The 22,537-nt window shown below is 73.6% G+C and carries 21 protein-coding genes; 12 read left to right on the plus strand and 9 right to left on the minus strand.

What is annotated here, in order from left to right; translation table 11 throughout:
- Positions 1 to 132: 132 nt before the first annotated feature.
- Positions 133 to 2,385 (minus strand): protein translocase subunit SecD, encoded by a 2,253-nt coding sequence (gene secD, locus OUY22_RS25410; RefSeq protein ID WP_270157661.1) that lies wholly within the window; start codon positions 2,383 to 2,385, stop codon positions 133 to 135.
- Positions 2,386 to 2,427: 42 nt separating this feature from the next.
- The gene (locus OUY22_RS25415) at positions 2,428 to 2,775 is read right to left on the minus strand and encodes a hypothetical protein (protein WP_270157662.1); all 348 of its coding nucleotides are present in this window, start codon (positions 2,773 to 2,775) and stop codon (positions 2,428 to 2,430) included.
- A 348-nt stretch (positions 2,776 to 3,123) separates the two neighbouring features.
- On the opposite strand from OUY22_RS25415, the gene OUY22_RS25420 reads away from it, so the two are divergent.
- The 5 genes from OUY22_RS25420 (at position 3,124) to OUY22_RS25440 (ending at position 8,290) form a co-directional block, all read left to right on the plus strand.
- Complete coding sequence (locus OUY22_RS25420; protein WP_270157663.1) at positions 3,124 to 3,483, plus strand: hypothetical protein; 360 nt, start codon at positions 3,124 to 3,126, stop codon at positions 3,481 to 3,483.
- 79 nt (positions 3,484 to 3,562) lie between these two features.
- On the plus strand, positions 3,563 to 3,976 hold the full coding sequence (locus OUY22_RS25425) for a TraR/DksA family transcriptional regulator (protein WP_270157664.1): 414 nt from the start codon (positions 3,563 to 3,565) through the stop codon (positions 3,974 to 3,976).
- Between the two features lie 285 nt (positions 3,977 to 4,261).
- A complete protein-coding gene (locus OUY22_RS25430) occupies positions 4,262 to 4,606 on the plus strand; it encodes a TraR/DksA family transcriptional regulator (RefSeq protein ID WP_270157665.1) in 345 nt (114 codons plus the stop codon).
- A gap of 235 nt (positions 4,607 to 4,841) precedes the next feature.
- Positions 4,842 to 5,879, plus strand: a complete 1,038-nt coding sequence (locus OUY22_RS25435) for a PP2C family protein-serine/threonine phosphatase (RefSeq protein ID WP_270157666.1) — start codon at positions 4,842 to 4,844, stop codon at positions 5,877 to 5,879.
- 284 nt (positions 5,880 to 6,163) lie between these two features.
- The gene (locus OUY22_RS25440; RefSeq protein WP_270157667.1) at positions 6,164 to 8,290 is read left to right on the plus strand and encodes an alpha-galactosidase; all 2,127 of its coding nucleotides are present in this window, start codon (positions 6,164 to 6,166) and stop codon (positions 8,288 to 8,290) included.
- Positions 8,291 to 8,312: 22 nt separating this feature from the next.
- Here OUY22_RS25440 and OUY22_RS25445 read toward each other — a convergent pair whose 3' ends face one another.
- The 6 genes from OUY22_RS25445 to OUY22_RS25470 form a co-directional block, all read right to left on the minus strand.
- Complete coding sequence (locus OUY22_RS25445; RefSeq protein WP_270157668.1) at positions 8,313 to 8,636, minus strand: MerR family transcriptional regulator; 324 nt, start codon at positions 8,634 to 8,636, stop codon at positions 8,313 to 8,315.
- 59 nt (positions 8,637 to 8,695) lie between these two features.
- The gene (locus tag OUY22_RS25450; RefSeq protein ID WP_270157669.1) at positions 8,696 to 9,127 is read right to left on the minus strand and encodes an Hsp20/alpha crystallin family protein; all 432 of its coding nucleotides are present in this window, start codon (positions 9,125 to 9,127) and stop codon (positions 8,696 to 8,698) included.
- A gap of 80 nt (positions 9,128 to 9,207) precedes the next feature.
- Entirely contained in the window at positions 9,208 to 10,338 is a 1,131-nt protein-coding gene (gene manA / locus OUY22_RS25455) for a mannose-6-phosphate isomerase, class I (RefSeq protein ID WP_270157670.1), read from the minus strand.
- Between the two features lie 57 nt (positions 10,339 to 10,395).
- Positions 10,396 to 10,917, minus strand: coding sequence for a snapalysin family zinc-dependent metalloprotease (locus tag OUY22_RS25460; RefSeq protein ID WP_270157671.1), 522 nt, complete (start codon positions 10,915 to 10,917; stop codon positions 10,396 to 10,398).
- 212 nt (positions 10,918 to 11,129) lie between these two features.
- Positions 11,130 to 12,140, minus strand: coding sequence for a LacI family DNA-binding transcriptional regulator (locus OUY22_RS25465; RefSeq protein WP_270157672.1), 1,011 nt, complete (start codon positions 12,138 to 12,140; stop codon positions 11,130 to 11,132).
- 2 nt (positions 12,141 to 12,142) lie between these two features.
- Positions 12,143 to 14,575: a glycoside hydrolase family 3 N-terminal domain-containing protein gene (locus OUY22_RS25470; protein ID WP_270157673.1), complete on the minus strand. Its 2,433-nt coding sequence runs from the start codon at positions 14,573 to 14,575 to the stop codon at positions 12,143 to 12,145.
- 284 nt (positions 14,576 to 14,859) lie between these two features.
- Here OUY22_RS25470 and OUY22_RS25475 point away from each other — a divergent pair, with 284 nt between their 5' ends.
- Genes OUY22_RS25475 through OUY22_RS25490 form a run of 4 tightly spaced genes read left to right on the plus strand, consistent with a single transcriptional unit; the run spans position 14,860 to position 19,211 of the window.
- Entirely contained in the window at positions 14,860 to 16,209 is a 1,350-nt protein-coding gene (locus tag OUY22_RS25475; protein ID WP_270157674.1) for an extracellular solute-binding protein, read from the plus strand.
- Positions 16,210 to 16,259: 50 nt separating this feature from the next.
- Complete coding sequence (locus OUY22_RS25480) at positions 16,260 to 17,135, plus strand: carbohydrate ABC transporter permease (protein WP_270157675.1); 876 nt, start codon at positions 16,260 to 16,262, stop codon at positions 17,133 to 17,135.
- A gap of 1 nt (position 17,136) precedes the next feature.
- Entirely contained in the window at positions 17,137 to 18,030 is an 894-nt protein-coding gene (locus OUY22_RS25485; RefSeq protein WP_270157677.1) for a carbohydrate ABC transporter permease, read from the plus strand.
- 41 nt (positions 18,031 to 18,071) lie between these two features.
- Positions 18,072 to 19,211, plus strand: a complete 1,140-nt coding sequence (locus OUY22_RS25490) for an NAD(P)/FAD-dependent oxidoreductase (RefSeq protein ID WP_270157678.1) — start codon at positions 18,072 to 18,074, stop codon at positions 19,209 to 19,211.
- A gap of 36 nt (positions 19,212 to 19,247) precedes the next feature.
- Here the strand turns inward: OUY22_RS25490 and OUY22_RS25495 are convergent, their stop codons facing one another.
- Positions 19,248 to 20,138, minus strand: coding sequence for a UbiA family prenyltransferase (locus OUY22_RS25495; RefSeq protein ID WP_270157679.1), 891 nt, complete (start codon positions 20,136 to 20,138; stop codon positions 19,248 to 19,250).
- Positions 20,139 to 20,327: 189 nt separating this feature from the next.
- On the opposite strand from OUY22_RS25495, the gene OUY22_RS25500 reads away from it, so the two are divergent.
- The 3 genes from OUY22_RS25500 to OUY22_RS25510 form a co-directional block, all read left to right on the plus strand.
- Positions 20,328 to 21,380: a type III polyketide synthase gene (locus tag OUY22_RS25500; protein ID WP_270157680.1), complete on the plus strand. Its 1,053-nt coding sequence runs from the start codon at positions 20,328 to 20,330 to the stop codon at positions 21,378 to 21,380.
- A 4-nt stretch (positions 21,381 to 21,384) separates the two neighbouring features.
- Positions 21,385 to 21,912, plus strand: a complete 528-nt coding sequence (locus OUY22_RS25505; RefSeq protein ID WP_270157681.1) for an isoprenylcysteine carboxyl methyltransferase family protein — start codon at positions 21,385 to 21,387, stop codon at positions 21,910 to 21,912.
- Positions 21,909 to 22,537 (plus strand): NAD(P)/FAD-dependent oxidoreductase (locus OUY22_RS25510; protein ID WP_270157682.1); only part of this gene is annotated, 629 nt, incomplete at its 3' end. The genes OUY22_RS25505 and OUY22_RS25510, both read left to right, overlap by 4 nt.

The raw sequence follows: 22,537 nt of genomic DNA on the forward strand, positions 1-22,537 counted from the left end.
CCCCGAGGTGGAGAACATCGACATCAACGGCTGCGACCGGGTCTTGGGGGGGGGAGGCGCCCGCCCCGCGGGGCGGGGGGCCCCCCGGGGGGGGGGGCGGGGGCGGCGCCGGCCCGGGCAGGCGCCATCCGGTCACAGGACGGCGCCCGTGCCCTCCCGTGCCCGCCTGACCCGGGGCTGCGGCGGCTCGGGCGGCGGCTGCCTGTCGAACCGGTCGAGCGTGATGGCCAGCGGCCCGGCCACGAACGACGACGACAGCGTGCCCACGACGATGCCGGTCACCAGGGCGATGGCGAAGTCGCGCAGCGTGTCGCCGCCGAACACCGCCAGCGCCATCAGGATGAACAGCGCGCCCAGACCGGTGTTGATGGTCCGTGGCATCGTCTGCAGGATCGCCCCGTTCACCGACTTGGCCAGGGGATCCTTGCGATGGACGGCCCACAGCTCCCTGACCCGGTCGAACACCACCACCTTGTCGTTGACCGAATAGCCCACGACGGTGAGCATCGCGGCCAGGAACACGCCGTCGATCGGCTTGCCCAGCCACGCGAACAGCCCGATCACCACCGACACGTCCACGACCAGCGCGGAGACCGCGGCCGTGCCGAACGTCCAGCGGAACCGGAACGCCAGGTAGGCGAGCTGGGCCGCGATCGCCACGCCGAGCGCGATCAGCGCGTTGCGGCGCAGCTCCTCGCCGAGACTGGGCCCGATGAACTCGTCGCGGCTCTTGGTCACGTCGCCGCCGACCTCGGCCAGCGCCTGCTGGATCCGGTTGACGTCGGCGATCTCCAGGCCGCTCGCCCGTACGGAGACGTCCTCGCCGGACGCCTGCACCACCGCGGTGGGGAAGCCCGCCGACGAGACGGCCTGCCGGGCCGTCTCGGCCGCGACCGGGCGGGACGTGGCGAACTCGACCAGCCGGCCGCCGGTGAACTCGACGCCGAAGTTCAGCCCGCGGGCGAACAGCCCGGCCAGCGCGACCACGGTCAGCGCCCCGGCCACCACCAGCCAGAGCCTCCTGCGGGCCATGAGCTGCGGGTCGCGCCGGGTCAGCCAGGTCCGGACCCGGCCGACGGAGCCGATGCCGGACACGCGCGGGCTCACCCGGTCGATGACCAGCGAGGTCAGCACGCGGGTGATGAGCATCGCCGACACGAGCGAGGCCAGCACGCCGATGCCGAGCGTCACACCGAAGCCCTTCACCGGCCCGGACGCCAGCCAGAACAGCAGACCGGCGGCGATCAGGGTGGTGATGTTGGAGTCGGCGATGGCGCTCCAGGCGTTCTTGAAGCCCCGGTCCAGCGCGTGACGCAGGCCCCGTCTGGGCGTGCTCGCGTACTCCTCCCTGGCGCGTTCGAAGACGAGCACGTTGGCGTCCACCGCCATGCCGATGGCCAGCACGAAGCCGGCCAGGCCGGGCAAGGTCAGCGTGGCCCCCATCGCCACCAGCGCCGCGTACGAGATCAGCCCGTAGCAGGCCAGCGCGAGCGCGGCGAGCAGGCCGACCAGCCGGTAGATGACGACGATGAACAGCGTGGTGAGGATCAGGCCGACCACGGCCGCCTTGGCGCTGGCCTCGATGGCGTCGGAGCCCAGGGTGGGGCCGACGGTACGCTGCTCGACCATCTCCAGCGGCACGGGCAGCGCGCCGCCCTTGATCAGCACGGCCAGCTCGCGGGCCTCTTCGAGGGTGAAGTCACCGGTGATGTCGGTGCCGCCGCCGGGGATGCCGGCCCGGCACGCGATGGACGGGTCGAGCTGCGGCGAGGAGATGATCTCGTTGTCGAGCACGATCGCGAGCCGCCGCTGCGGATCGCCCGCCGGGAAGCAGGCGACCTCGCCGGTGAGCTTCTGCCAGGCGCCGGCGTCGCGGAACTCGACGCTCACCCACCAGCCCGGACCCTGCTGGGGGTCGCTGCGCTCGCCGGCGTCGCGCACGCCGTCGCCGCTGATGGCGGAAGGGCCGAGCTTGAGGAGCTGCCCGCTCTCGTCGCGCATCGCCTCCTTGGCGTCCTCGCTGCCCTCCTCGGCCACGCCCTTCACGGCGTGGAAGGACAGCTGGGCGGTCTTGCCGATGGTGTCGGCGGCCTGCTGGGGGTCGAGCACGCCGGGCAGCTCGACGATGATGCGCCGCTCACCGGACCGGACCAGGGTGGGGTCGACGACCCCGAGCGCGTCCGCCCGCCGGCGGAGCACGTCCAGGGCGCGGTCGGTCGCCTCGGAGTCGGCCTTGACCGTCGGCGAGTCGCGCGTCTCGAACACGAGCTGGGTGCCGCCGCGCAGGTCGAGTCCGAGGCGCGGAGACATGGTGAACGCGAGGACCAATGAGGTCGCGATGACGGCGAACGCCGCCAGAGCACGCCAGAACGGCGCACGTGACATGGGAAGCCTCCACGGCTGGGGGAAGAGACGGATCAGGTCTTCTCAGAGCGCCGTGGAGGACGGTGGCGCGCGGGCGGGGGTGGTCTCGTGCCCGGCGGCGGCGAAGCCCTCGCCGCCCGGCGCGCGGACGGCGCCGGCCGGGGGCAGCGCCGGGCGCGGCACGCCGGGCGGGAGCAGGGCCGTGCCGCCGGTCGTCTCGTGGGAGAACGTCAGGGCCTGGGCGGTCGACGGCGGGAGCGGCGACTTGCGCGCGCCCGGGTGGTGACCGCCCTGATGGGTCTGCTCGGCCGTCGCGTGCGCGGCGACGGCGTGGAAGAGCTGCGCGTGCCCGGCGGCGGGCAGGAACCACGACAGCACGAGGAGCAGCGCTGCGGGCACCCTGGTGCGCACGGCTCCTCCTCCCTGATGTCGCGACCTCTTGTTGTCGCGGTCTCTTGTTGTCGCGGTCTCTTGTTGTCGCGGTCTCTTTGGGCGTCGCGACCTGTTCGGTGTCGCGGTCCGGCGCCGCGACGAGGTCGGGGCGGTGTGGCCGCGAGGGCTCGGCGGCGTCCTGGCGGCGTCGCCGAGGTGGTGGTGTGATCCTCTCCCACCGTAGCCTGCCCGCGAACCGTCACGAGCCAGCCTCACCGCCCCTTTCACGGCTCGTTCCCGCCCTCCGCCCGGAACTTGGCGGACCACCCCTGATCAGGAGGCGTCGGGCCGGTGCTTCCGCCAGGAAAGTGAGCTATGGTCGGCCTCATGGCGACCCGGAGCATCACGCGCGGCTCCACCCCGTTCTTCGCGGTGGTGGGCCTGCTGCTGTTCGCCCTGGTCATGATCGCATCCACGCCTCGCTGGGCGGGCGCCGGCCCCGTGAGCCAGCGCTCCCAGACGGTCGGCGTGATGACGCCCGGGTCCGAGGTGACCACGGTGTCCACGCTCCCGCATGACCAGGTCAGGGCCGAGCACCTGCCCCGCCTGTGGCCGGCGCACCAGCACACCGAGGCGGCCCCCGCCAGGCCCGCCCGGGCCTGGCCCGAGGCGGGTTCGGCCGCCATCCTCGGCCCCCAGCAGCCGGGCCATCGCGCGGCCGGCTCGCGCAGCCCCCCGCTCGCCTAGAGATCCTCCTCCCTCGCGCCGTCGCGGCGCGGGCTTCCCCGGCTCACGGCCGGATCTCTCAGGCAAGGAACGACACCTCATGGCTTCATTGCAGACCCTCATGCAGGACTACGACCAGCACCTGACGCGGCTCGAGGAGCTGCGCGGCCTGCTGGAGGAGCGGCGCGCCGCCGCCCGCGCCGACCTGGCGGCCGCCGTGGCCGCGGGCTCCGCGACACTGGCCGCGCTCGCCTCACGGCAGAGCACCGCCGTCGAGGCGGCGCTGGCGCGGATGGATCGCGGCCTGTACGGCACCTGCCTGCGCTGCGGCGCCTTCATCCCGTACGGGGTGCTGCGCCGCGTCCCGCACGAGCAGCTCTGCCCCGAGTGCGGGCAGGCCGGGGAGATCCCGGCGCCGCGCACCGCCCTGGTGGGGGCCTCCGGCGGAGGCCGGCCCGAGGCGGCCGTCCCGCCGGGACAAGGACAGGGAATCGAGGCGGGTAACGGGCCGTGACCGCGAACGGCCGCGTGCCCTGGCTTGACGGCAGGGCCGCGGTCGATCTCGCCATGTCCCGCATCCGCCTGGCCGGGCCAGGCCGGGCCGTCAGACGATCGTCGACGAGCCCTCAGCCGTTCCCGGCTGCCCCCGGCCGATCAGACACGGCCTGATCGCCGACGCCACCGTGCGCGGGCCGGCGCGGCTGTGCCTGCCGCCGATGGCGGCGCTGGTCGCCCCGCCGACGGCCTGACCACGCCGTCTCTCCCTCTCGTACGCATTCTTTCTTTCAAGGACGTATCCATGACCCAGCACGACGAGCACGTCAGGCTCAGCGAGATCCAGATCCAGACCATCACCGAGAACCTGCGGAGCCAGCTCATGTGGCGCACGTCGAGGCTGGACGAGCTCCGGGCGCTGGTGGAGGGGGGCGACGGCGCGGACGACGGCTCCAAGCAGAGCGTCCTGGCCGACCTGGCCGCCACCGAGCGGGCCATCGGCGAGATCCGCGACAGCCTGGAGCGGCTGGCGGACGGCGGCTACGGCAGGTGCGCGGACTGCGGCGCGGCCGTCCCGTTCGAGCGGCTGAAGATCAGGCCGCTGACCCGGCACTGCGTCCCCTGCCGCCAGCGTCACGAGGCCCGCTGAACCCCGGCGCCGGAGACCGTCCCCCGTCCGACGCCTCCGCCGCGTGCCCTTGCCGGGGCTCGGGGCCGGGAAGCCTTACGATGGGAATCACGTGGCCAGATAATCGCCGGTGTCCGGTCAAGCTTGTCTCGTCGCACCGGTGATGCTTCCATGGCCGGGAAGATCGTGCGTGGTCGGGGAGGAAAGTGCTGGGAGCGCGAGTCGACGCTGCGCGGCCACCGGGCGGAGGGCTCCGGTGAGATCGCAGGTCGTGCTGCGCGCCCTGCCGTTCGCCGTCCTGCTGGCGGTCTCGGTGACCGACCTGCTCGCCGGCCCCGACCTCGGCTTCCTGCCGCTGCTCACGCTCGGCCCGACGTTCGCCTCGGTCTACGGCAGCGTCCGCAGGACCGCGTTCGTGGGCGTGGCCGCGCTGGCGCTGTGCGTGCCACTGGCGCAGTACCAGGGCGTGCTGCTGACCCGTCAGCACAACATCACCCTGGCCACGATCGCCGGCGTCACCGCGGCCAGCATGATCGTGAGCAGGTTGCGGCTGCGCCGCGAGCGGGAGCTGGCCGACGTGCGCCTGGTGGCCGAGGCCGCCCAGCGGGTGCTACTGCGGCCGGTGCCGCGCCGGACCGCCGACCTGCGGATCGCGCTGTCGTACACGTCGGCGGCGGCGGAGGCGCAGATCGGCGGTGACCTGTACGAGGTGGTCACCACCCCGCACGGGGTGCGGCTGCTGATCGGCGACGTGCAGGGCAAGGGCCTGACCGCGGTGGAGACGGCCGCGTGGGTGCTGGGCGCCTTCCGCGAGGCCGCGTACGACATGAGCGAGCTGCACGAGGTGGGCGAGCGGCTGGAGGCCAGCCTGGGCCGCCACCTGAGCGGGGAGACGTTCGTGACGGCGATCCTGGCCGAGGTGCATGAGGACGAGATCTCCCTGCTCAACTTCGGGCATCCCGCGCCGCTGCTCATCCGCTCCGACGGCAAGCTCTTCCCGGTCGAGCCGCCGGAGGAGAGCCTGCCGCTGGGGCTGGCGGCGCTGGCGGCCGACCGGCCCAAGCCGCACCGGGTGGCGTTCGGCGAGGGCGACCAGATCCTGCTGTTCACCGACGGGGTGATCGAGGCGCGCGACCCCGGCGGCGCCTTCTACCCGCTGACGGACCGTACCGACCTGCTGGGGGCGGACGACCCGCAGGAGGCCCTCGACGCGCTGCGGGCCGACCTGATCGAGCACGTCGGCGGCCCGCTGCCGGACGACGCGGCCATGCTGCTGCTGCGCCGCAACTCCTGATCCCGGCGCGTCACGATCAGCGTCCGGGAGCCTCGGCACCGGCGCGCCCGGGACGGGGCGGCGGCACGCCGGGCGGCCTTGACCCGGGGCGTACGCCACAGGAGAGGGATGGGCGCGGCCGGCCGGGCAGGCGATCATGAAGGCTGCGCCGTACCTCTGATGCGCGACGAACGGAGTTCTCTGATGCGCGGACCTGACAGGTCAGGCCATGTTCCCGCCTTGACGGCCCTCCCGGCCGCGGCCTTCCCGCCGCCTGAGGGCGACGACCTCTCCGGGAGGCGATGATGGAGCCCGCCGTCCACCACTTCCGCTCCGCCGGGGTCTCCGTGGTGATCGAGTGTCCCTCCGACGCGCTGCCCGCGATCCTGCACTGGGGGCCCGACCTCGGCCCGCTCGACGACCGGGAGCTGACCGCGCTGGCCGCCTCGCTGCGTCCCCGGCGCGACCTGACCGCCGACGTCCCCGTACGCACCGGTCTGGTGCCCGAGGCGCGCACCGGCTGGACCGGGCTGCCCGGGCTGAGCGGACACCACGCCGGGCGCGACTGGTCGCCCGCCTTCACGGCCGTCACGTACGAACTCCGGGAGGACGACGGGGTACGGGCGCTCACCGCGCGGGCCGCCGACCCGGAGGCGCGGCTCACGCTGTCGTTGACGGTCGAGCTGCACCCGTCGGGGCTGGTGCGCGCCCGCGCCGCGCTGCGCAACGACCACGACGTCCCCTACACGCTGGAGGCGCTGCACCTGGCGCTGCCGGTGCCCGGCGTCGCCACCGAACTGCTGGACCAGGCGGGGCGCTGGTCGAAGGAGCGGGTCCCGCAGCGGCGGCCGATCACCGTCGGCGCGCACGTGCGCGAGGGCCGGCACGGCCGCACCGGCGCGGACGCCGCGACCGTGCTCTTCGCCGCCACGCCGGACGCCGGGTTCGGGCGCGGCGAGGTGTGGGGGGTGCACGTCGCCTTCAGCGGCAACCATCGCGCCTACGCCGAGCGCGTCCACACCGGCCGCACCCACCTGGGCGGCGGCGAGCTGCTGCTGCCTGGCGAGGTCACGCTCGCCACGGGCGGCTCCTACCGGGGGCCGTGGGTGTACGCCGCGTACGGGCGCGGGCTGGACGAGGCCGCGCACCGCTTCCACGGGTTCCTGCGGGCCCGCCCGTCCCACCCGCGGACGCCGCGGCCGGTGGTGCTCAACACGTGGGAGGCCGTGTACTTCGACCACGACCTGGACCGGCTGCTGGAGCTGGCCGACCGGGCGGCCAGGGCGGGGGTGGAGCGGTTCGTGCTGGACGACGGCTGGTTCCGGGGCCGCCGCCACGACCGGGCGGGGCTCGGCGACTGGTACGTCGACCCGGAGGTGTGGCCGCGCGGGCTGGGGCCGCTGGTGGAACGGGTGCGCGGGCACGGCATGCAGTTCGGGCTCTGGTTCGAGCCGGAGATGGTCAACCCGGACTCCGACCTGGCCCGGGCGCACCCCGACTGGATCATGGGCGCCGGTGACCGGCTGCCGCCGACGGCCCGCCATCAGCAGGTGCTGAACATCGCGCATCCGGACGCGTACGCCTACGTCAAGGAGCGGCTGCTGGCCCTGATCGGCGAGTACGCCGTCGACTACGTCAAGTGGGACCACAACCGCGACCTGGTCGACGCGGGCTGGGCGGCGACCGGCAGGGCCGCGGTGCACGAGCAGACGCACGCCCTCTACCGGCTGCTGGCCGAGATCCGGGCCGCGCGGCCGGGGCTGGAGATCGAGTCCTGCTCGTCCGGCGGCGGCCGGGTCGATCTGGGCATCCTGGAGCACACCGACCGGGTGTGGGCCAGCGACTGCATCGACCCGGTGGAGCGGCAGCAGATCATGCGCTGGACCGCGCAGTTGCTGCCGCCCGAGCTGGTCGGCAGCCATGTGGGCGCGCCGCGTTCGCACACGACGGGCCGGGTGCACGCGCTGCCGTTCCGCGCGGTGACCGCGTTCTTCGGCCATTTCGGGCTGGAGTGGGATCTCACCGCGCTGGACGAGGCGGAGCTGGCGGAGGTGGCCGGTTGGATCGCGCTGCACAAGCGGCATCGGGCGCTGCTGCACAGCGGGACGGCGGTGCGCGTGGACGACGCGCCTGAGGGGTTCCAGGCGCACGGCGTGGTGGCCGGTGACCGCTCCGAGGCGATCTTCGCCATCGCCCTGCTGGAGCGGCCGGTCACCTGGCCGCCGGGCCTGCTGCGGCTGCCGGGGCTCGATCCGGACGTCTCCTACCTCGTACGCCCGCTGACGCCGGCGCGCTCGCGTCCGCGGGAGGGCGAGCCGGTCTGGCTGACCGGCGAGCACGTGCTCACCGGCCGGGCGCTGGCCGTGTCGGGCATCGGGGTGCCGGCGCTGTGGCCGGACGACGCGGTGCTGGCGCACCTGACCGCGGTCTGAGACGGCGCGGCCCCGCCGCCTGTCACGCGGCGGGGCCGTTGGTCTCCTCCAGGCGCCTGCGCGCCTCCCGCAGCTCCTCCTGGAGCCGCTTGAGCTCGTCCTCCAGCTCCAGGATGCGCCGGATGGCCACCAGGGTCATGCCCTCGTCGGCCATCCGGGTGACGTGCCGCACGACGAGGATGTCGCGGCGGGAGTAGCGTCGCTGGCCGCCCGGGGAGCGCTGGGGGCTGATGACGTCGTGCTGGTCCAGGCGGCGCAGGAACGCCTGCTGGACCCGCAGCATGTCGGCCACCTGCCCGAGCGTGTAGAGCGGGGCCTGCTCGTCGTCGATCGGCAGCTCGGGCATCGCGGCCTCCTTCCGGGGCGGGGCGGTGCGAGGGCGGCCGGCCGCCCTCGCACTCGGCGTCAAGACCTGATCGCCTTGACGCCGGTGCGCTGGATCTCGATCTTGCGCGGCTTGGCGCGCTCCAGGACGGGGATCCGCACGGTCAGGATGCCGTCCGCGTAGGCGGCGTCGATCTTGTCGCTGTCGAGGTGCTCCGACAGGTAGATCCGGCGGGTGAAGGTCCCCATGGGGCGCTCGCGGACGAAGTGGCGCTCGTTCTCGCCGGTCTCCTCCTCGCGGCGGGCGCTGACGGTGAGCACGCCCCGGTCGACGGTGACCTCGATGGAGCCGGGGTCCACGCCCGGAAGGTCGAAGCGGAGCACCACGTCGTCGTCGCGGCGCACGCCGTCCATCGGCATGACGGTCGCGCCGGCGGTGAAGGCCTGACGGGTGAGCCGGTCGAACTGCCGGTCGAACTCCTGCAGGAACGGGTCGATGGTCGTCAGGAGCATGTCTGAACCTCCTTGCTGGGTCTCGGCTAACCTCCAACTGCGTTTATAGGTTAACTCCGACCCGGCGAGAAGGCAAGAGGTCATCCCGGCAGGGCGCGAAAGACGGTCGCCGCCCCCGTCAGCCGGAGCTCCGGGACGCTCGCGGGCACGAACGCCGACTCACCGGGGCCCAGGGCGAGCCCGCCGGCGACCACGCCGCCGCTCACGCACAGCAGGATCTGCGGCACCCCGCCCGGCACCGTGTGCGCGGCCCCCTCGCCGAGTTCGTGGCGGACCAGGGCGAACTGGGTGACCGGCGGGTGGTAGCCGTGCCACCCGCCGACACCGGCGGGCGGGACGCGGTGCGGCGGCGCCGGGGTGAAGTCGACGACCCGCATGAGCTCCGGCACGTCGCGGTGCTTGCGGGTCAGCCCGCAGCGCAGGACGTTGTCGGAGTTGCCCATGATCTCGACCGCGACGCCGTCCAGATAGGCGTGCGGCACCCCCGCGCCCAGGAACACCGCCTCGCCGGGGCCCAGCCGCACGTGGTTGAGCAGGAGCGCGGCCGTCACGCCTGGATCGTCAGGGCAGGCCCGCGCCAGGTCCGCGTACACCGCCAGCTCGCCGCCCGCCCCGGCTAGGGCCCGCTCGACCGCCTGGCGGGCCGTCTTGGCGGCGTCGCCGAGCATGTCCTGGAACACCTCGCGCAGGGCCTCGGCGGCCGGGCGGGCGCGCAGGGTCCGCACCCAGCCGGCCGCCTCGGCCACGCCCAGGCTCTCCAGCAGGCCGGCGGCCTCGTCCGGCGCGCGGAAGCCGCACAGCCCGTGGAAGGGCGTGAGCGCGCACACCATCTCCGGCTTGGGGAACGGGTCACGGTAGGCGCGCGCCGGGTCGTCGGCCGGCACCCCGGCGGCCTCCTCGCGGGCGAAGCCGGCCCGCGCGAGCTCCGCCGACGGATGCACCTGCAGCGAGAGCGGGCCCGCCACCGCCAGCACCTTGAGCAGGTAGGGCAGGCCGGGACCGGACGTCCCGGTCATGCCCTCCGGGTCACGGGCGATCAGCTCGGTGAGCGGGACGCCGCCGGCCGTGGACGGCGCCGCCGGGTGGGCGCCCATCCACATCTCGGCCTGCGGCTCGCCGGTCGCGGGGGTGCCGAACAACTCGGGGAAGGCGGTCGGCGACCCCCACGCGTAGGGCTGGATCACCGGCGCGAGCCGCATCGGTGGCGTCACGTCGTCTGCTCCTCGGGGTGGGGGGCCGTCCTGACGCCACCAGTGTAGGGACGGGCGTCAGCGGTCCACGTACAGCGTGCCGAACTCCACCAGCGGGGCGCTGCCCGCGAAGTTACGGTCCACCTCGGCCCGCTCGGCCGCGCTCGGGTAGGCGTTGGTGCAGCTCACCGGGGCGCTGGAGCCGGACATCAGGTCGGTGCAGCGGCCGGTGCGCCGGTCGGGCAGGCCGAGGATGTGGCCGATCTCGTGGGCGGCGATGCGGACCGGGTGGTAGCCCTGGTTCACGGCCTGCCGGCCCATCCAGATCCGGCCCCGGCCGAGGCTGGTGGGCATGGCGCGGGGCCAGCCGTCGTCGGCGACGACGACGAAGTCGGCGGGCGTGCCCGCGACCAGCCGGACGTTCACCACGCTGGCGTTCCAGATCTGCGCGGCCTGGTCGACCGCGCCGCGGAACTCGGCGGCCCGGGTGGCGTCGTAGCGGAGCACCCTCACCAGGGTTGTGGCCTGGGCGGGCGTGGTGGCCAGCAGGAAGGCCAGGGTGAGGACGAGAGAGAGCGCGAGACGGAGGGGTCGGGGCATCGTGTCTCCTCGGACGATGGGGGGTGCTGCCACCGTAGGCGCGGCAGCCCTGTCCGGATATAAGGCACTTTGCACCTATTACAGAGGTATGGTGCTGCGCCCCTCCGTCAACGCTCCCTTCGCCAACGCTCCCTTCGCCAACGCTCCCTCCGCCAACGCTCCCTCCGCCAACGCTCCCTTCGCCAACGCTCCCTTCGCCAACGCTCCCTTCGTCAGCGGTCGGCGACCGGGGCGGTCGAGCCGCGCACCACGAGTTCGGTGGCGAGCTCGATGTGGTGCGAGTCGATGCGCTCACCGGCGGCCAGCCGCAGCGCCCGCCGCAGGGCGACGCCGCCCATCTCCCGCAGCGGCTGACGGACGGTGGTCAGCGGCGGCGAGGCCATCCGGGCGATCTGCGTGTCGTCGAACCCCACCACGCTGAGGTCCTCCGGGACGCGCAGACCCCGAGCCCGCGCGGCCTCCATCACGCCGAACGCGGTCTCGTCGCAGCCGGCGAAGACGGCGGTCGGCGGCTCGGGCAGCGTCAGGAAGCACTCCCCCGCCGCCACGCCGTCGCCGTAGCGGAACCTTCGGTGCTGGATGTACTCCTGGCGCACCACCGCGCCCTCGGCCTCCATGGCGGCGCGGTAGCCGTGCAGCCGCGCCTGGTTGCACGCCGCCGTGGCGGGACCGCCCAGGTAGGCGATGCGCCGGTGGCCGAGGGAGAGCAGGTGCTGGGTGGCGGCCAGCCCGCCGGCGAAGTTGGTCGACCCCACGCTGGTCACGCGGGTGCGCGGCAGGTTGAGCGGGTCGATCACGACCAGGGGCAGGCCGGCCTCGGCCAGCGCGGCGAGCTGGTCGGCGGTCAGCTCGCTGGTGACGGCGACCAGCGCGCGCCGCCCCGTCGCCACCAGCTCCCTGGCCCACTTGCTGGTGCGTTCGCAGCCCTTGCGGATGCTGATCACGACCGACACGCCGAGCTCGCCCCCGGCCCGCACCGCACCCTGGATGATCTCACTGGAGTACGCGTTCAGGTCGGCGTCGAACTGCAGCTCGACGGTGCCCGTCGCCTCGGCGCGCCGGGGCGGCGGGGGCACGTAGTCGTGCTGCCGCAGCGCCGACAGCACGAGGGAGCGGGTGGCCGGGGCGACGTCGCTGCGGCCGTTGAGCACCTTCGAGACGGTCGCGACCGACACGCCGGCGGCGGCCGCGATGGTGGCCAGCGTGGCGCGCTTGGCCGGCACGGCTACTGCCGCTCCGCCGCCGGGTGCACGTCCACCGGTGTGAACAACCGCCGGTCGTGGCCGACGGCCCGCACCGGGCCGGTGAGCCGGACCGCACCGGCGCACGGCAGGTCGCGGGCGGAGGTGCCGACGAGCACCTCGAGGTCGCCGGGCTCGACGATCCGCTCCAGGTCGCGGCCGGTGAAGGCGGTGCGGTCGGCGTGCACCAGGAAGCGCACGTCGGCGGCCTCGCCCGGCTCCAGGCTGACCCTGGCGAACCCGGCGAGCTGCCGCACCGGCCGGGTGACCTGGGCGAGCACGTCGTGCAGGTAGAGCTGGACGACTTCGTCGCCGGCGCGCGGGCCGGTGTTGCGGACCCTGACCGAGACGGTGAACTCGCCGTCGGTGGGCACCTCGGCGTCGCTGATCCGGAACTCGCCGAGCTCGAAGGAGGTGTACGAGGCCCCGTACCCGAAGGGGAAGAGCGGGGTCGGGTCGAGGTTGCTGATGCCGTCGCTGTCGGCGCCGAGCGGCGGCTGGAGGTAGGTGTGCGGCTGGCCGCCGGGCGTGCGCGGGATCTGCACCGGCAGCCTGCCTCCGGGCTGGACGCGGCCGGACAGGACGCCGGCGACGGCGCCGCCGCCCTGCTCGCCGGGCATGAACGCCTGGACGAGCCCCGCGGCCCTGGGGTGGATCTCGCCGAGCGCGTACGGGCGGCCGGAGAGCACGACCACGACGACCGGCGTGCCGGTGGCGGCCAGCTCGGTGACCAGGTCCTCCTGGACGCCGGGCAGGCGCAGGTCGTCGGCGTCGCAGCCCTCGCCGGACGTGCCCTGGCCGAACATGCCGGCCAGGTCGCCGACGACGGCCACGCACAGGTCGGCCTCGCGGGCGGCGGCGGCCGCGGCGGCGAACCCGGAGCGGTCGTCCTCGCGCACGTCGCAGCCGCGCTCGTAGGAGAACTCGGTGTCGGGCAGCTCGGCGCGGAGCGCGGCGAGCACGCTCGCCGCCTCGACGCCGAGCCCGAGGCCGGGGTAGCGGGGCAGCACGTGGTTGGGGAAGGCGTAGCAGCCCATGAACGTGCGCGGGTCGTCGGCGCACGGCCCGACCACGGCGATCCGGCGCGGGGCGGCGCGGCCCTCGCCCAGCAGGGGCAGCGCGCTGCCGGCGTCGAGCAGGACGACGGACCGCTCGGCCAGTTCGCGGGCCAGCTCCCGATTGGCCTGCGAGTCCAGCTCGACGGTGGCGGCGCCGGCCACCGAGGATTCGGGGGTCCAGCCGGCGTCGAGCAGCCCGAGCTCCGCCTTCTGGGTGAGCAGGCGGCGGACCGCCCGGTCGATCAGCTCCTCGGGCAGCTCGCCGCGGCGCACCCGCTCGGCCAGGTGCTGGCCGAAGCCGAGCGTGTCGGGCAGCTCGACGTCCAGCCCGGCGGTGAGCGCCTGCACGCCGGCCTCGCCGGCGTCGGCGGCCACGAGGTGCATGGTGGCCAGGAACGGGATCGACCAGTAGTCGGAGACGACGGTGCCGGTGAAGCCCCAGTCGTCGCGGAGCACCTCGGTGAGCAGCCACGGGTCGGTGGCCGCGGGGACGCCGTCGACGTCGGAGTAGGAGTTCATCACCGAGCGGGCGCCGCCCAGCGCGATGGCGGTCTCGAACGGCGGCAGGATCATGTCCATCAGCTCGCGCCGGCCCATGGGCACCGGCCCGTGGTTGCGGGCGGCCCGTGAGGCGGAGTAGCCGGCGAAGTGCTTGAGCGTGGCGATGACGCCCTCGCCCTCCAGGCCGCGCACGTACGCCGAACCGATCATCGAGACGAGGTACGGGTCCTCGCCCATCGTCTCCTCGACCCGGCCCCACCGGTAGTCGCGCACCACGTCCAGCACCGGAGCGAGGCCCTGATGGACGCCGACGGCGCGCATGTCGCGCCCGATCGCGGCACCCATCCGCGCCACCAGCTCCGGGTCGAACGTGGCGGCCCAGGCGATGGCCGCCGGGTAGACGGTCGCCCCATAGGTAGTGAAACCGGTCAGGCACTCCTCGTGGACCAGCGCCGGGATGCCGAGCCTGGACTGCTCGACCACCTCGCGCTGCAACCGGACGACCTCGGCGGCGCCCTCGGCGGGGGTCACCGGGCGGCTGCCGTGCACCCGCGTCAGGTGGCCGATGCCCAGGCGGACCGCCTCACGGAACGGCGAGGTGTTGGCCGCGGCGAACGCGTCCTGCAGCGGGGCCACGTTGGCGGTGCCCGCCTCGTCGCCCCCACCGCCGTCAGGATCGGGGGCGTGCACGGGCTCCCCCATGGTGTTGCCCTCCCAGCGGCTGCCGAGCTGGGCTACCTTCTCTTCTACGGTCATCTCCGCAAGCAGGGCCTCCACCCGCTCCGCCACCGGAAGCGCCGGATCCCGCCAGGCGCGGAGGGCCTCGCCCGCCGCCGTCGTCCGATCTAGAGCCGTCATTGAGGTCTCCTTAGAGGCGGCTCTTGCCGCAAAGTTTCGAAACATTTCGGAGGTCGCGCGCCCGAGTGTCGTGGGAGCGCTCTCGACTCCAGATCACCCAGCGTGGCGCCCGTGCGAGCGTATCTCACAGGTGTCGCTCTTGCCGAGAGGGAGTTTTCGTAGGAGAGAGGTTGACACCCCTGCGGCCGAAATCTAGATTGGCGTGCCACGCGGTCGTTTCGAAAATGTTTCGACACTGTGGAGCCGCGGCCCCATCCCCCCGGCGTTCGAGTACGGAGATCAGCGTGGAGTCCAGGACAACGTCTCGCCGCACCTTCCTCACCATGTCGATGGGCCTGCCCCTGGGGGCCGCGCTCGCCGCCTGCGGCACCTCCGGCCCCGGCACCCCCGGAGGCGGTGGCAGCAGCGGCGGCGGCGGCGGCGCGAAGGCCAGCTACTGGTTCTTGTCGACCGAGCCGCAGGAAGGCGTGCGCAGGCGCACCGCCGAGCGGTTCAACCAGGCCAACCCCAACGGCCAGATCGAGTTCACCACCTTCCAGAACGACGCGTTCAAGACGAAGATCAAGACCGCGATCGGCGCCGGCGAGGCGCCCACCATCATCTGGGGCTGGGGCGGCGGCGGCCTGCGCAGCTACGTGCAGGCGGGCCAGGTCGAGGACCTCACCTCGTGGTTCGACCAGAACGCGGCCGTCAAGGACAAGCTGTTCCCCTCGTCCTTCGGCGCCGCGACGGTCGACGACAAGATCTACGCGATGCCGTGCGAGACGATGCAGCCGATCGTCCTCTACTACGACAAGCGGGCCTTCGACAAGATCGGCGCCGAGCCGCCCCAGTCGTGGGGCGACATCATGGACCTGGTGCCCAAGTTCAACGCCAAGGGCATCGCGCCGTTCTCGCTGGGCGGTCAGTCGCGCTGGACCAACATGATGTGGCTGGAGTTCCTCTTCGACCGTATGGGCGGCCCCGAGGTGTTCCAGGCCGTGTTCGACGCGGAGAAGGACGCCTGGTCCAACCCCGTCGCCATCGACGCCCTGACCAAGATGCAGGACCTGATCAAGGCGGACGGGTTCATCAAGGGCTTCTCCTCGATCACCGCCGACTCCAACGCCGACCAGGCGCTGCTCTACACCGGCAAGGCCGCGATGATGCTCCACGGCGGCTGGACCTACGGCGGCATGAAGCAGGACGGCGGCGACTTCGTCCCCGGCGGCAACCTCGGCTTCATGAACTTCCCGCCCATCGACGGCGGCAAGGGCGACCCCGGCAACACCGTCGGCAACCCCGGCCAGTACATGTCGATCTCCGCCAAGGCCACGCCCGAGCAGAAGGAGATCGCCAAGAAGTTCTTCTCCACCGAGCTCATCAGCGACAAGTCCGCCGAGGAGTGGGTGAGCACCGGCGCGGTTCCCGTGATCAAGGGCTCGGAGAAGTTCTTCGCCAACTCCCCGGACGCCGAGTTCCTCAACTTCGTCGTCGGCATCGCCAACAACGCCAAGGTCTTCCAGCAGTCCTGGGACCAGGCCCTCAGCCCGACCGCCGCCGAGGTGCTGCTCGACAACATCGCCAAGCTGTTCCAGCTGTCGATCGGGCCGCAGGAGTTCGCCACCAACATGAACGCGGTCATCGGCAAGTGAGCACGATGGTCACCGTTCCACCCAGAGGGAGGCCGTCTGCCGCCACGCGTGTGCGCGGCAGCGGCGCCCTCGCGTGGCTGGCGGTCCCCGCCCTGCTCGTCTTCGTCGGTTTCGGCGTGATCCCCCTGCTCGGGGTGCTGGCGCTGAGCTTCACCACGTGGGACGGGCTCAGCCAGGACATCACCTTCAGCGGGTTCACGAGCTGGAGCGCGGTGCTGAGCGATCCCGGGCTGCCGCACGCCCTGTGGGTGACGTTCCTGATCATGGCCCTGTCGTGGCTGGTCCAGACGCCGGCCAGCATCCTCATCGGGGTCTTCCTGGCCGGCCGGCAGCGTTACCGCACCCTGCTCGCGGTGCTCTACTTCATCCCGCTGCTGCTCAGCTCGGCCGCCATCGCGATCACGTACAAGGCGCTGCTCGACCCGAACTTCGGTCTCGGCGCCGGCCTCGGCCTGGACTTCCTCACGCAGGACTGGCTCGGCGACGGCACGCTCGCCATGGGGGTCGTGATCTTCATCGTGTCGTGGCAGTTCATCCCGTTCCACTCGCTGCTCTACCAGGGCGGGGTGCGGCAGATCCCGCGCTCCATGTACGAGGCCGCGGAGCTGGACGGCGCGGGCCGGGTGCGGAAGTTCTTCAGCATCACCCTGCCCCAGCTCAAGTACACGATCATCACGTCCTCCACCCTGATGGTGGTCGGCTCGCTCACGCTGTTCGACCTGATCTTCGTGCTGACGGCGGGCGGACCGGGCGACGCGACCCGCGTGCTGGCGCTCGACATGTACAAGCGCGGCTACCAGGCCAACCTCATGGGCCCGGCCAGCGCCATCGCCGTCATCCTCGTCCTCGTCGGCCTGGCCCTGGCGCTGTTCCTGCGCCGGCTCGGCGGCCGTGACGCCGGCGCCAGCCAGCTTGAGGGGGCCTGACATGGCGACGACGCTGACCGACAAGCCCGGACGGACCGCGACGGGTCACTCCGGGCGCCGCCGCAGGACCACCCCGCGCGAGAGCAAGAACTGGCTCGGCGGCACGATCTCGTGGATCTGGCTCGCGATCGTGATCGTGCCGATCTACTGGGTGGTCATCACCAGCTTCAAGTCGCAGAGCACCTACTACCTATCGAACCCGATGGCGCCGCCGGTCGAGCCGACCCTCGACAACTACCGGCTGGTCATCGAGTCCGACTTCCCGCTGTACTTCATCAACAGCCTGATCGTCGCCATCGGCTCGGTGGTCCCGGCGGTGCTGTTCTCGTTCATGGCCGCGTACGCGATCGTCCGGGCCAGCCAGAACCGGTTCCTGAGGTCCGTGAACTGGCTGTTCCTCATGGGCCTCGCCATCCCGCTCCAGGCGACGGTCATCCCGATCTACCTGATCATCATCAGGCTCCACCTGTACGACAGCCTGCTGGCGCTCATCCTGCCCTCGATCGCGTTCGCGATCCCGCTGTCGGTGCTGGTCCTGGCCAACTTCATCCGGGACGTGCCGAAGGAGCTGTTCGAGTCCATGCGGCTCGACGGGGCGAGCGAGCAGACCACGCTCTGGCGCCTGGCCTTCCCGCTGACCCGGCCGGCCGTGGTGACGGTGTCGATCTACAACGCGCTGCAGATCTGGAACGGGTTCCTGCTGCCGGTGATCCTGACGCAGAGCCCCGACAAGCGCACGCTGCCGCTGGCGCTCTGGTCGTTCCAGGGGGAGTACAGCGTGAACGTGCCCGCGGTGCTCGCCTCGGTGGTGCTGACCACGCTGCCGATCCTGATCCTGTACGTGGTGGGCCGCCGCCAGCTGCTGAGCGGCCTGACGGCCGGCTTCGGCAAGTGACCTGAGTCCCTTACCGGGGCACAAGTCCTCTCATGGAGGGCATGTGGGATCTCGTGGTCGTGGGCGCCGGGCCCGCCGGCTGTGCGGCGGCGCTCGGCGCCCTGCGGCGGCGGCCCGGCATCCGGGTGCTGGTGCTGGACAAGGCGGGCTTCCCCCGCGACAAGGCGTGCGGCGACGGCATCGCGGCCCACGGGCGTGACGAACTGGCGCGGCTGGGCGTGCCGGGGCTGATCGACGACTACCGGCCGACGCCCCGCCTCACCGTGGTCTCCCCCGGCGGGATGCGGGTGTCGGCGACCGCCGCCCGGCCCAACCACGTGGTGCCGCGCCTGGTGTTCGACGCCCGGCTGGTGGAGGCGGCCCGGGCGGCGGGCGCCGAGGTGCGCCTGCACCGGGTCAGGGAAGTGACGGGGGCGGGGCCGGTGGCCGTGATCGACGGCCGCATCCGGGCTCGGGTCGTCATCGCGGCCGACGGAGCCAACTCCGCGGTGCGGCGGCTGATCGGTCTGCCGGCCTCACCCGAACGGCACACCGCCATCGCCGTGCGCGGATACGCCGACGTGCCGGAGGACGACGACGTGCAGCTCATCGCCATGCAGCGGGCCGGCTGGCCCGCCTACGCGTGGTCGTTCCCGATCGGCGACGGCACCGCGAACGTCGGCTTCGGGATGCTGCTGCCACGGCTGCGCGCGACCGGGCTGCCGGGGCGGCGGGTGCTGCACGGCAGGCTGGCTGAGCTGCTGCCCGACCGCCCCGCCCGCGACCTGCGCGCCCACCACCTGCCGCTGTCCACCGGCCGGCCGGTGCCCGGAGCCGGGCCGGTGCTGCTGGCGGGGGACGCGGCCGGCCTGATCAACCCGCTGACCGGCGAGGGAATCTACTACGCGCTGCTGTCGGGGCGGCTGGCGGGCGAGGCCGCCGCCGTCGCGGCCGGCGCTCCCCTGCCCGCCTACCGGGACGCGCTGCGGCGGGCGCTCGGGCGGCACCTCCGCACGACGGACGTGCTGGCCCGGCTGGCGCAGTCGCCGGGGTTCATCGACGCCGCCATCGCCACCGCCGCCCGCCGCAAGGAGGTCTTCGACCTGCTGGTGGAGGTGGGGCTGGGGGCGGGGACGGTGCCGGTCCCGCTCGCGTGCGCGGTCGCCTCGCGCTGGCTGCGCGAGGGCCTGCGACGCCGGTGAGAGCGTACGGCGTCGCGAGCCGGGGGCGGGCCGCCGTCAGGGCGTGAGGGAGGCGCCTTCGGCCAGCAGGAGCGCGACGTCGACGCCCGCCACGGCGATGGCCGCCAGGAACGGCGCGCGCGGGCGCCGGCGCGCCAGCACGAGCCCGGCCGAGGTGAGCGCGGCGGCCGTGGCCAGCGCCGTCCAGGCCGTCAGGCTCGTACCCGCGAAGCCGGGGACGGCCGCATCCGTGGGGGCGGGGCCCGCCGGGTCCGTGAGGGCCGGGCCGAAGGCGAGCAGGCAGGTGGCGGCGAGGAGCGGGAGCGGCAGCAGCGCGCGCAGGCGGGCCGCGCCGAGCCGCTGCGGCCACCCCCGCACGCCCGTCGCCAGGTCGTCCGCCAGGTCCGGCAGCACGTTGGCCAGGTGCGCGCCCACCCCGAGCAGGGCCGCCGCCGCGGTCGCCCACCAGGCGGGCCACGGCTCCCCCGGCAGCCCCAGCGTCACGAAGGCGGGCAGCACCCCGAACCCCACCGCGTACGGCGCCCACGACAGCGCGGTCGCCTTCACTCCCAGGTCGTACGCCCACGCCGCGAGCACCCCGGTGAGATGCGCGGCCCCGGCGAGCGGACCGGAGGCGAACGAGAGCGGCACGCAGCAGGCCAGCGCCACCGCGGCGGCGACCCAGAGGGCGCGCGGCGTGATGGTGCCGTCCACCGCCGGCTTGTCCGAGCGCCCCGCGGCCACGTCCCGCCCGGCGTCGGCCGCGTCGTTGCACCAGCCGATCGACAGCTGGCCCGCCAGCACCGCGAGGCCCACGAGCAGGCACCCGCCAGCGTCGCGCCCGGCGGCGGCCGCCAGCGCGGTGACCAGAGCCGTGACCGCCACGGTGGGACCGGGGTGGCAGCCCCGCGCCAGCCCGGCGATCATGCGGCGCCCGCCCTTCGTCACGGCCCCGATGCTACTCGCGGCCCCGGCGACGCCCTCACGGGGAGCGGTTCCGCGAACCTCGGCGGCGAATTGCACCGGCTTGACCAGCCGATCGTCGGGGAAGGCGGCCCCTCCTGGCTTAGCCGATCAACCTGAGGGGAACCGTGCCATCGACGAGAGTTTTCGGCCGCCCGCCCAGGGGAGCCCTCCATGACCCATATCGCCGCAGTTCGCTGCGCGTTTCCCTCCCATCGATACCCCCAGGCCGAGCTGACCGACATGGCGGCCCGCGTCTGCCTTCCCGAGAACGCCGACCGCCGGCTGCTCGACCGGCTGCACCGCAGCGCCCGCGTCGACCACCGCAACCTGGCCCTGCCCATCGAGGAGTACGAGAAGCTGGACGGCTTCGGCGCCGCCAACGACGCGTACGTGACGGCGGCGGTGGAGCTGGGGCTGGAAAGCGTCCGGGGCGCGCTGGACGGCGCCGGGCTGGCCCCGGCGGACGTCGACATGATCATGTTCACCTCGGTCACCGGCATCGCCGTGCCGTCGATCGACGCCCGGCTGGCGGGCGCGCTCGGGCTGCGGCCCGACGTCAAGAGGCTGCCGGTGTTCGGCCTGGGCTGCGTGGCCGGCGCGGCCGGCGTGGCCAGGATGCACGACTACCTGCGCGGCTGGCCCGGCCACGTGGCGGTGCTGCTGGCGGTGGAGCTGTGCTCGCTCACCGTGCAGCGCGGCGACGGCTCGCCCGCCGGGCTGGTCGCCAGCGCGCTGTTCGGCGACGGAGCCGCGGCCGTCGTCGCCTGCGGAGCCGGCCGGCCGGTGAGCGGCCCGACGGTGGTGGCCAGCCGCAGCCATCTGTACCCGGGATCTGAGCATGTCATGGGCTGGCAGGTGGGAGGCGACGGCCTGCGGGTGGTGCTGGACGCGGGCGTCCCCGAGGTGGTGCGCCGCTACCTGGCCGACGACGTGCACGCCTTCCTGGCCGACCACGGGGTGAGCGCCGGCGAGGTGTCCGCCTGGGTGTGCCATCCCGGCGGCCCGAAGGTGCTGGAGGCCGTGTCGGAGACGCTCGGCCTGCCGGACGGCGCGCTCGACGTCACCTGGCGCTCGCTTTCGGCCCACGGCAACCTGTCGTCGGCGTCGGTGCTGCACGTGCTGGGCGAGACGCTCGCCACGCGGCGGCCGGAGCCCGGCACCTGGGGGATGCTCATCGCCATGGGCCCCGGTTTCTGTTCCGAACTCGTCCTCCTGCGTTGGTGACCCCATGATCTGGTATTCGGTCCTCATCGTCCTGGTCGGCCTGGAGCGGCTGGCCGAACTGGTCGTCTCCAAGCGCAACGCCGCCTGGAGCATGGCGCGCGGCGGCGTGGAGAGCGGCCGCGGCCACTACCCCTGGATGGTGCTGCTGCACACCGCGCTGCTGGCCGGGGCGCCGCTGGAGGTGTGGCTGGCCGGGCGGCCGTTCCTGCCCGGGCTCGGCTGGACGATGCTCGCCCTCGTGCTGGCCGCGCAGGGCCTGCGCTGGTGGTGCATCACCGCGCTCGGGCCGCGCTGGAACACCAAGGTGATCGTGGTGCCGGGGCTGCCGCTGGTGACGCGCGGCCCGTACCGGCTGACCTGGCTGCGCCACCCGAACTACGTGGCGGTGGTCGTGGAGGGGTTCGCGCTGCCGCTGGTGCACACGGCCTGGGTGACGGCGCTGGTGTTCACCGTGCTGAACGCGGCGCTGCTGACGGTGCGCGTGCGCAGCGAGAACGCGGCCCTGGCCCTGGCCGGGCGGCCCGCCACGTGATCGACGTGCTGGTCGCCGGGGGCGGTCCTGCGGGCCTGGCGACGGCCATCCACGCGGCGCTGCTCGGCATGCGGGCGGTGGTCGTCGAGCCGCGCCCAGGCCCGGTCGACAAGGCGTGCGGCGAGGGCATCATGCCGGGCGGGGTGGCGGCGCTGGCCGCGATGGGCGTGACGGTCCCCGGGCGGACGCTGCGCGGCATCCACTACCTCGACGAGCGGCACGCGGCGCGCGCGACGTTCGGCCGGGCCGCGGGGCTGGGCGCGCGGCGCGTCGCCCTGCACGACGCGCTCGCCCGGCGGGCCGCCGCCCTCGGCGTGAAGACCGTCAGCGGCCGGATCACCCACGCCGTCCAGGACCGTGACGGGGTCGAGGCCGCCGGGCTGCGGGCGCGCTGGCTCGTGGCCGCCGACGGGCTGCACTCCCCGCTGCGCCGCTCACTCGGGCTCGACGCGCCCCAGGGCGGCGTGCGCCGGTACGGGCTGCGGCGCCACTACCGGGTGGCGCCGTGGACCGACTTCGTGGAGGTGCACTGGTCGGGCCGGGGCGAGGCGTACGTCACGCCGGTGGGCGACGACCTGGTGGGCGTGGCGATCCTCAGCTCGGCGCGGCGCCCGTACGAGGAGCA

The sequence above is a fragment of the Nonomuraea corallina genome (assembly GCF_027620315.1).
Taxonomy (GTDB): Bacteria; Actinomycetota; Actinomycetes; order Streptosporangiales; family Streptosporangiaceae; genus Nonomuraea; species Nonomuraea corallina.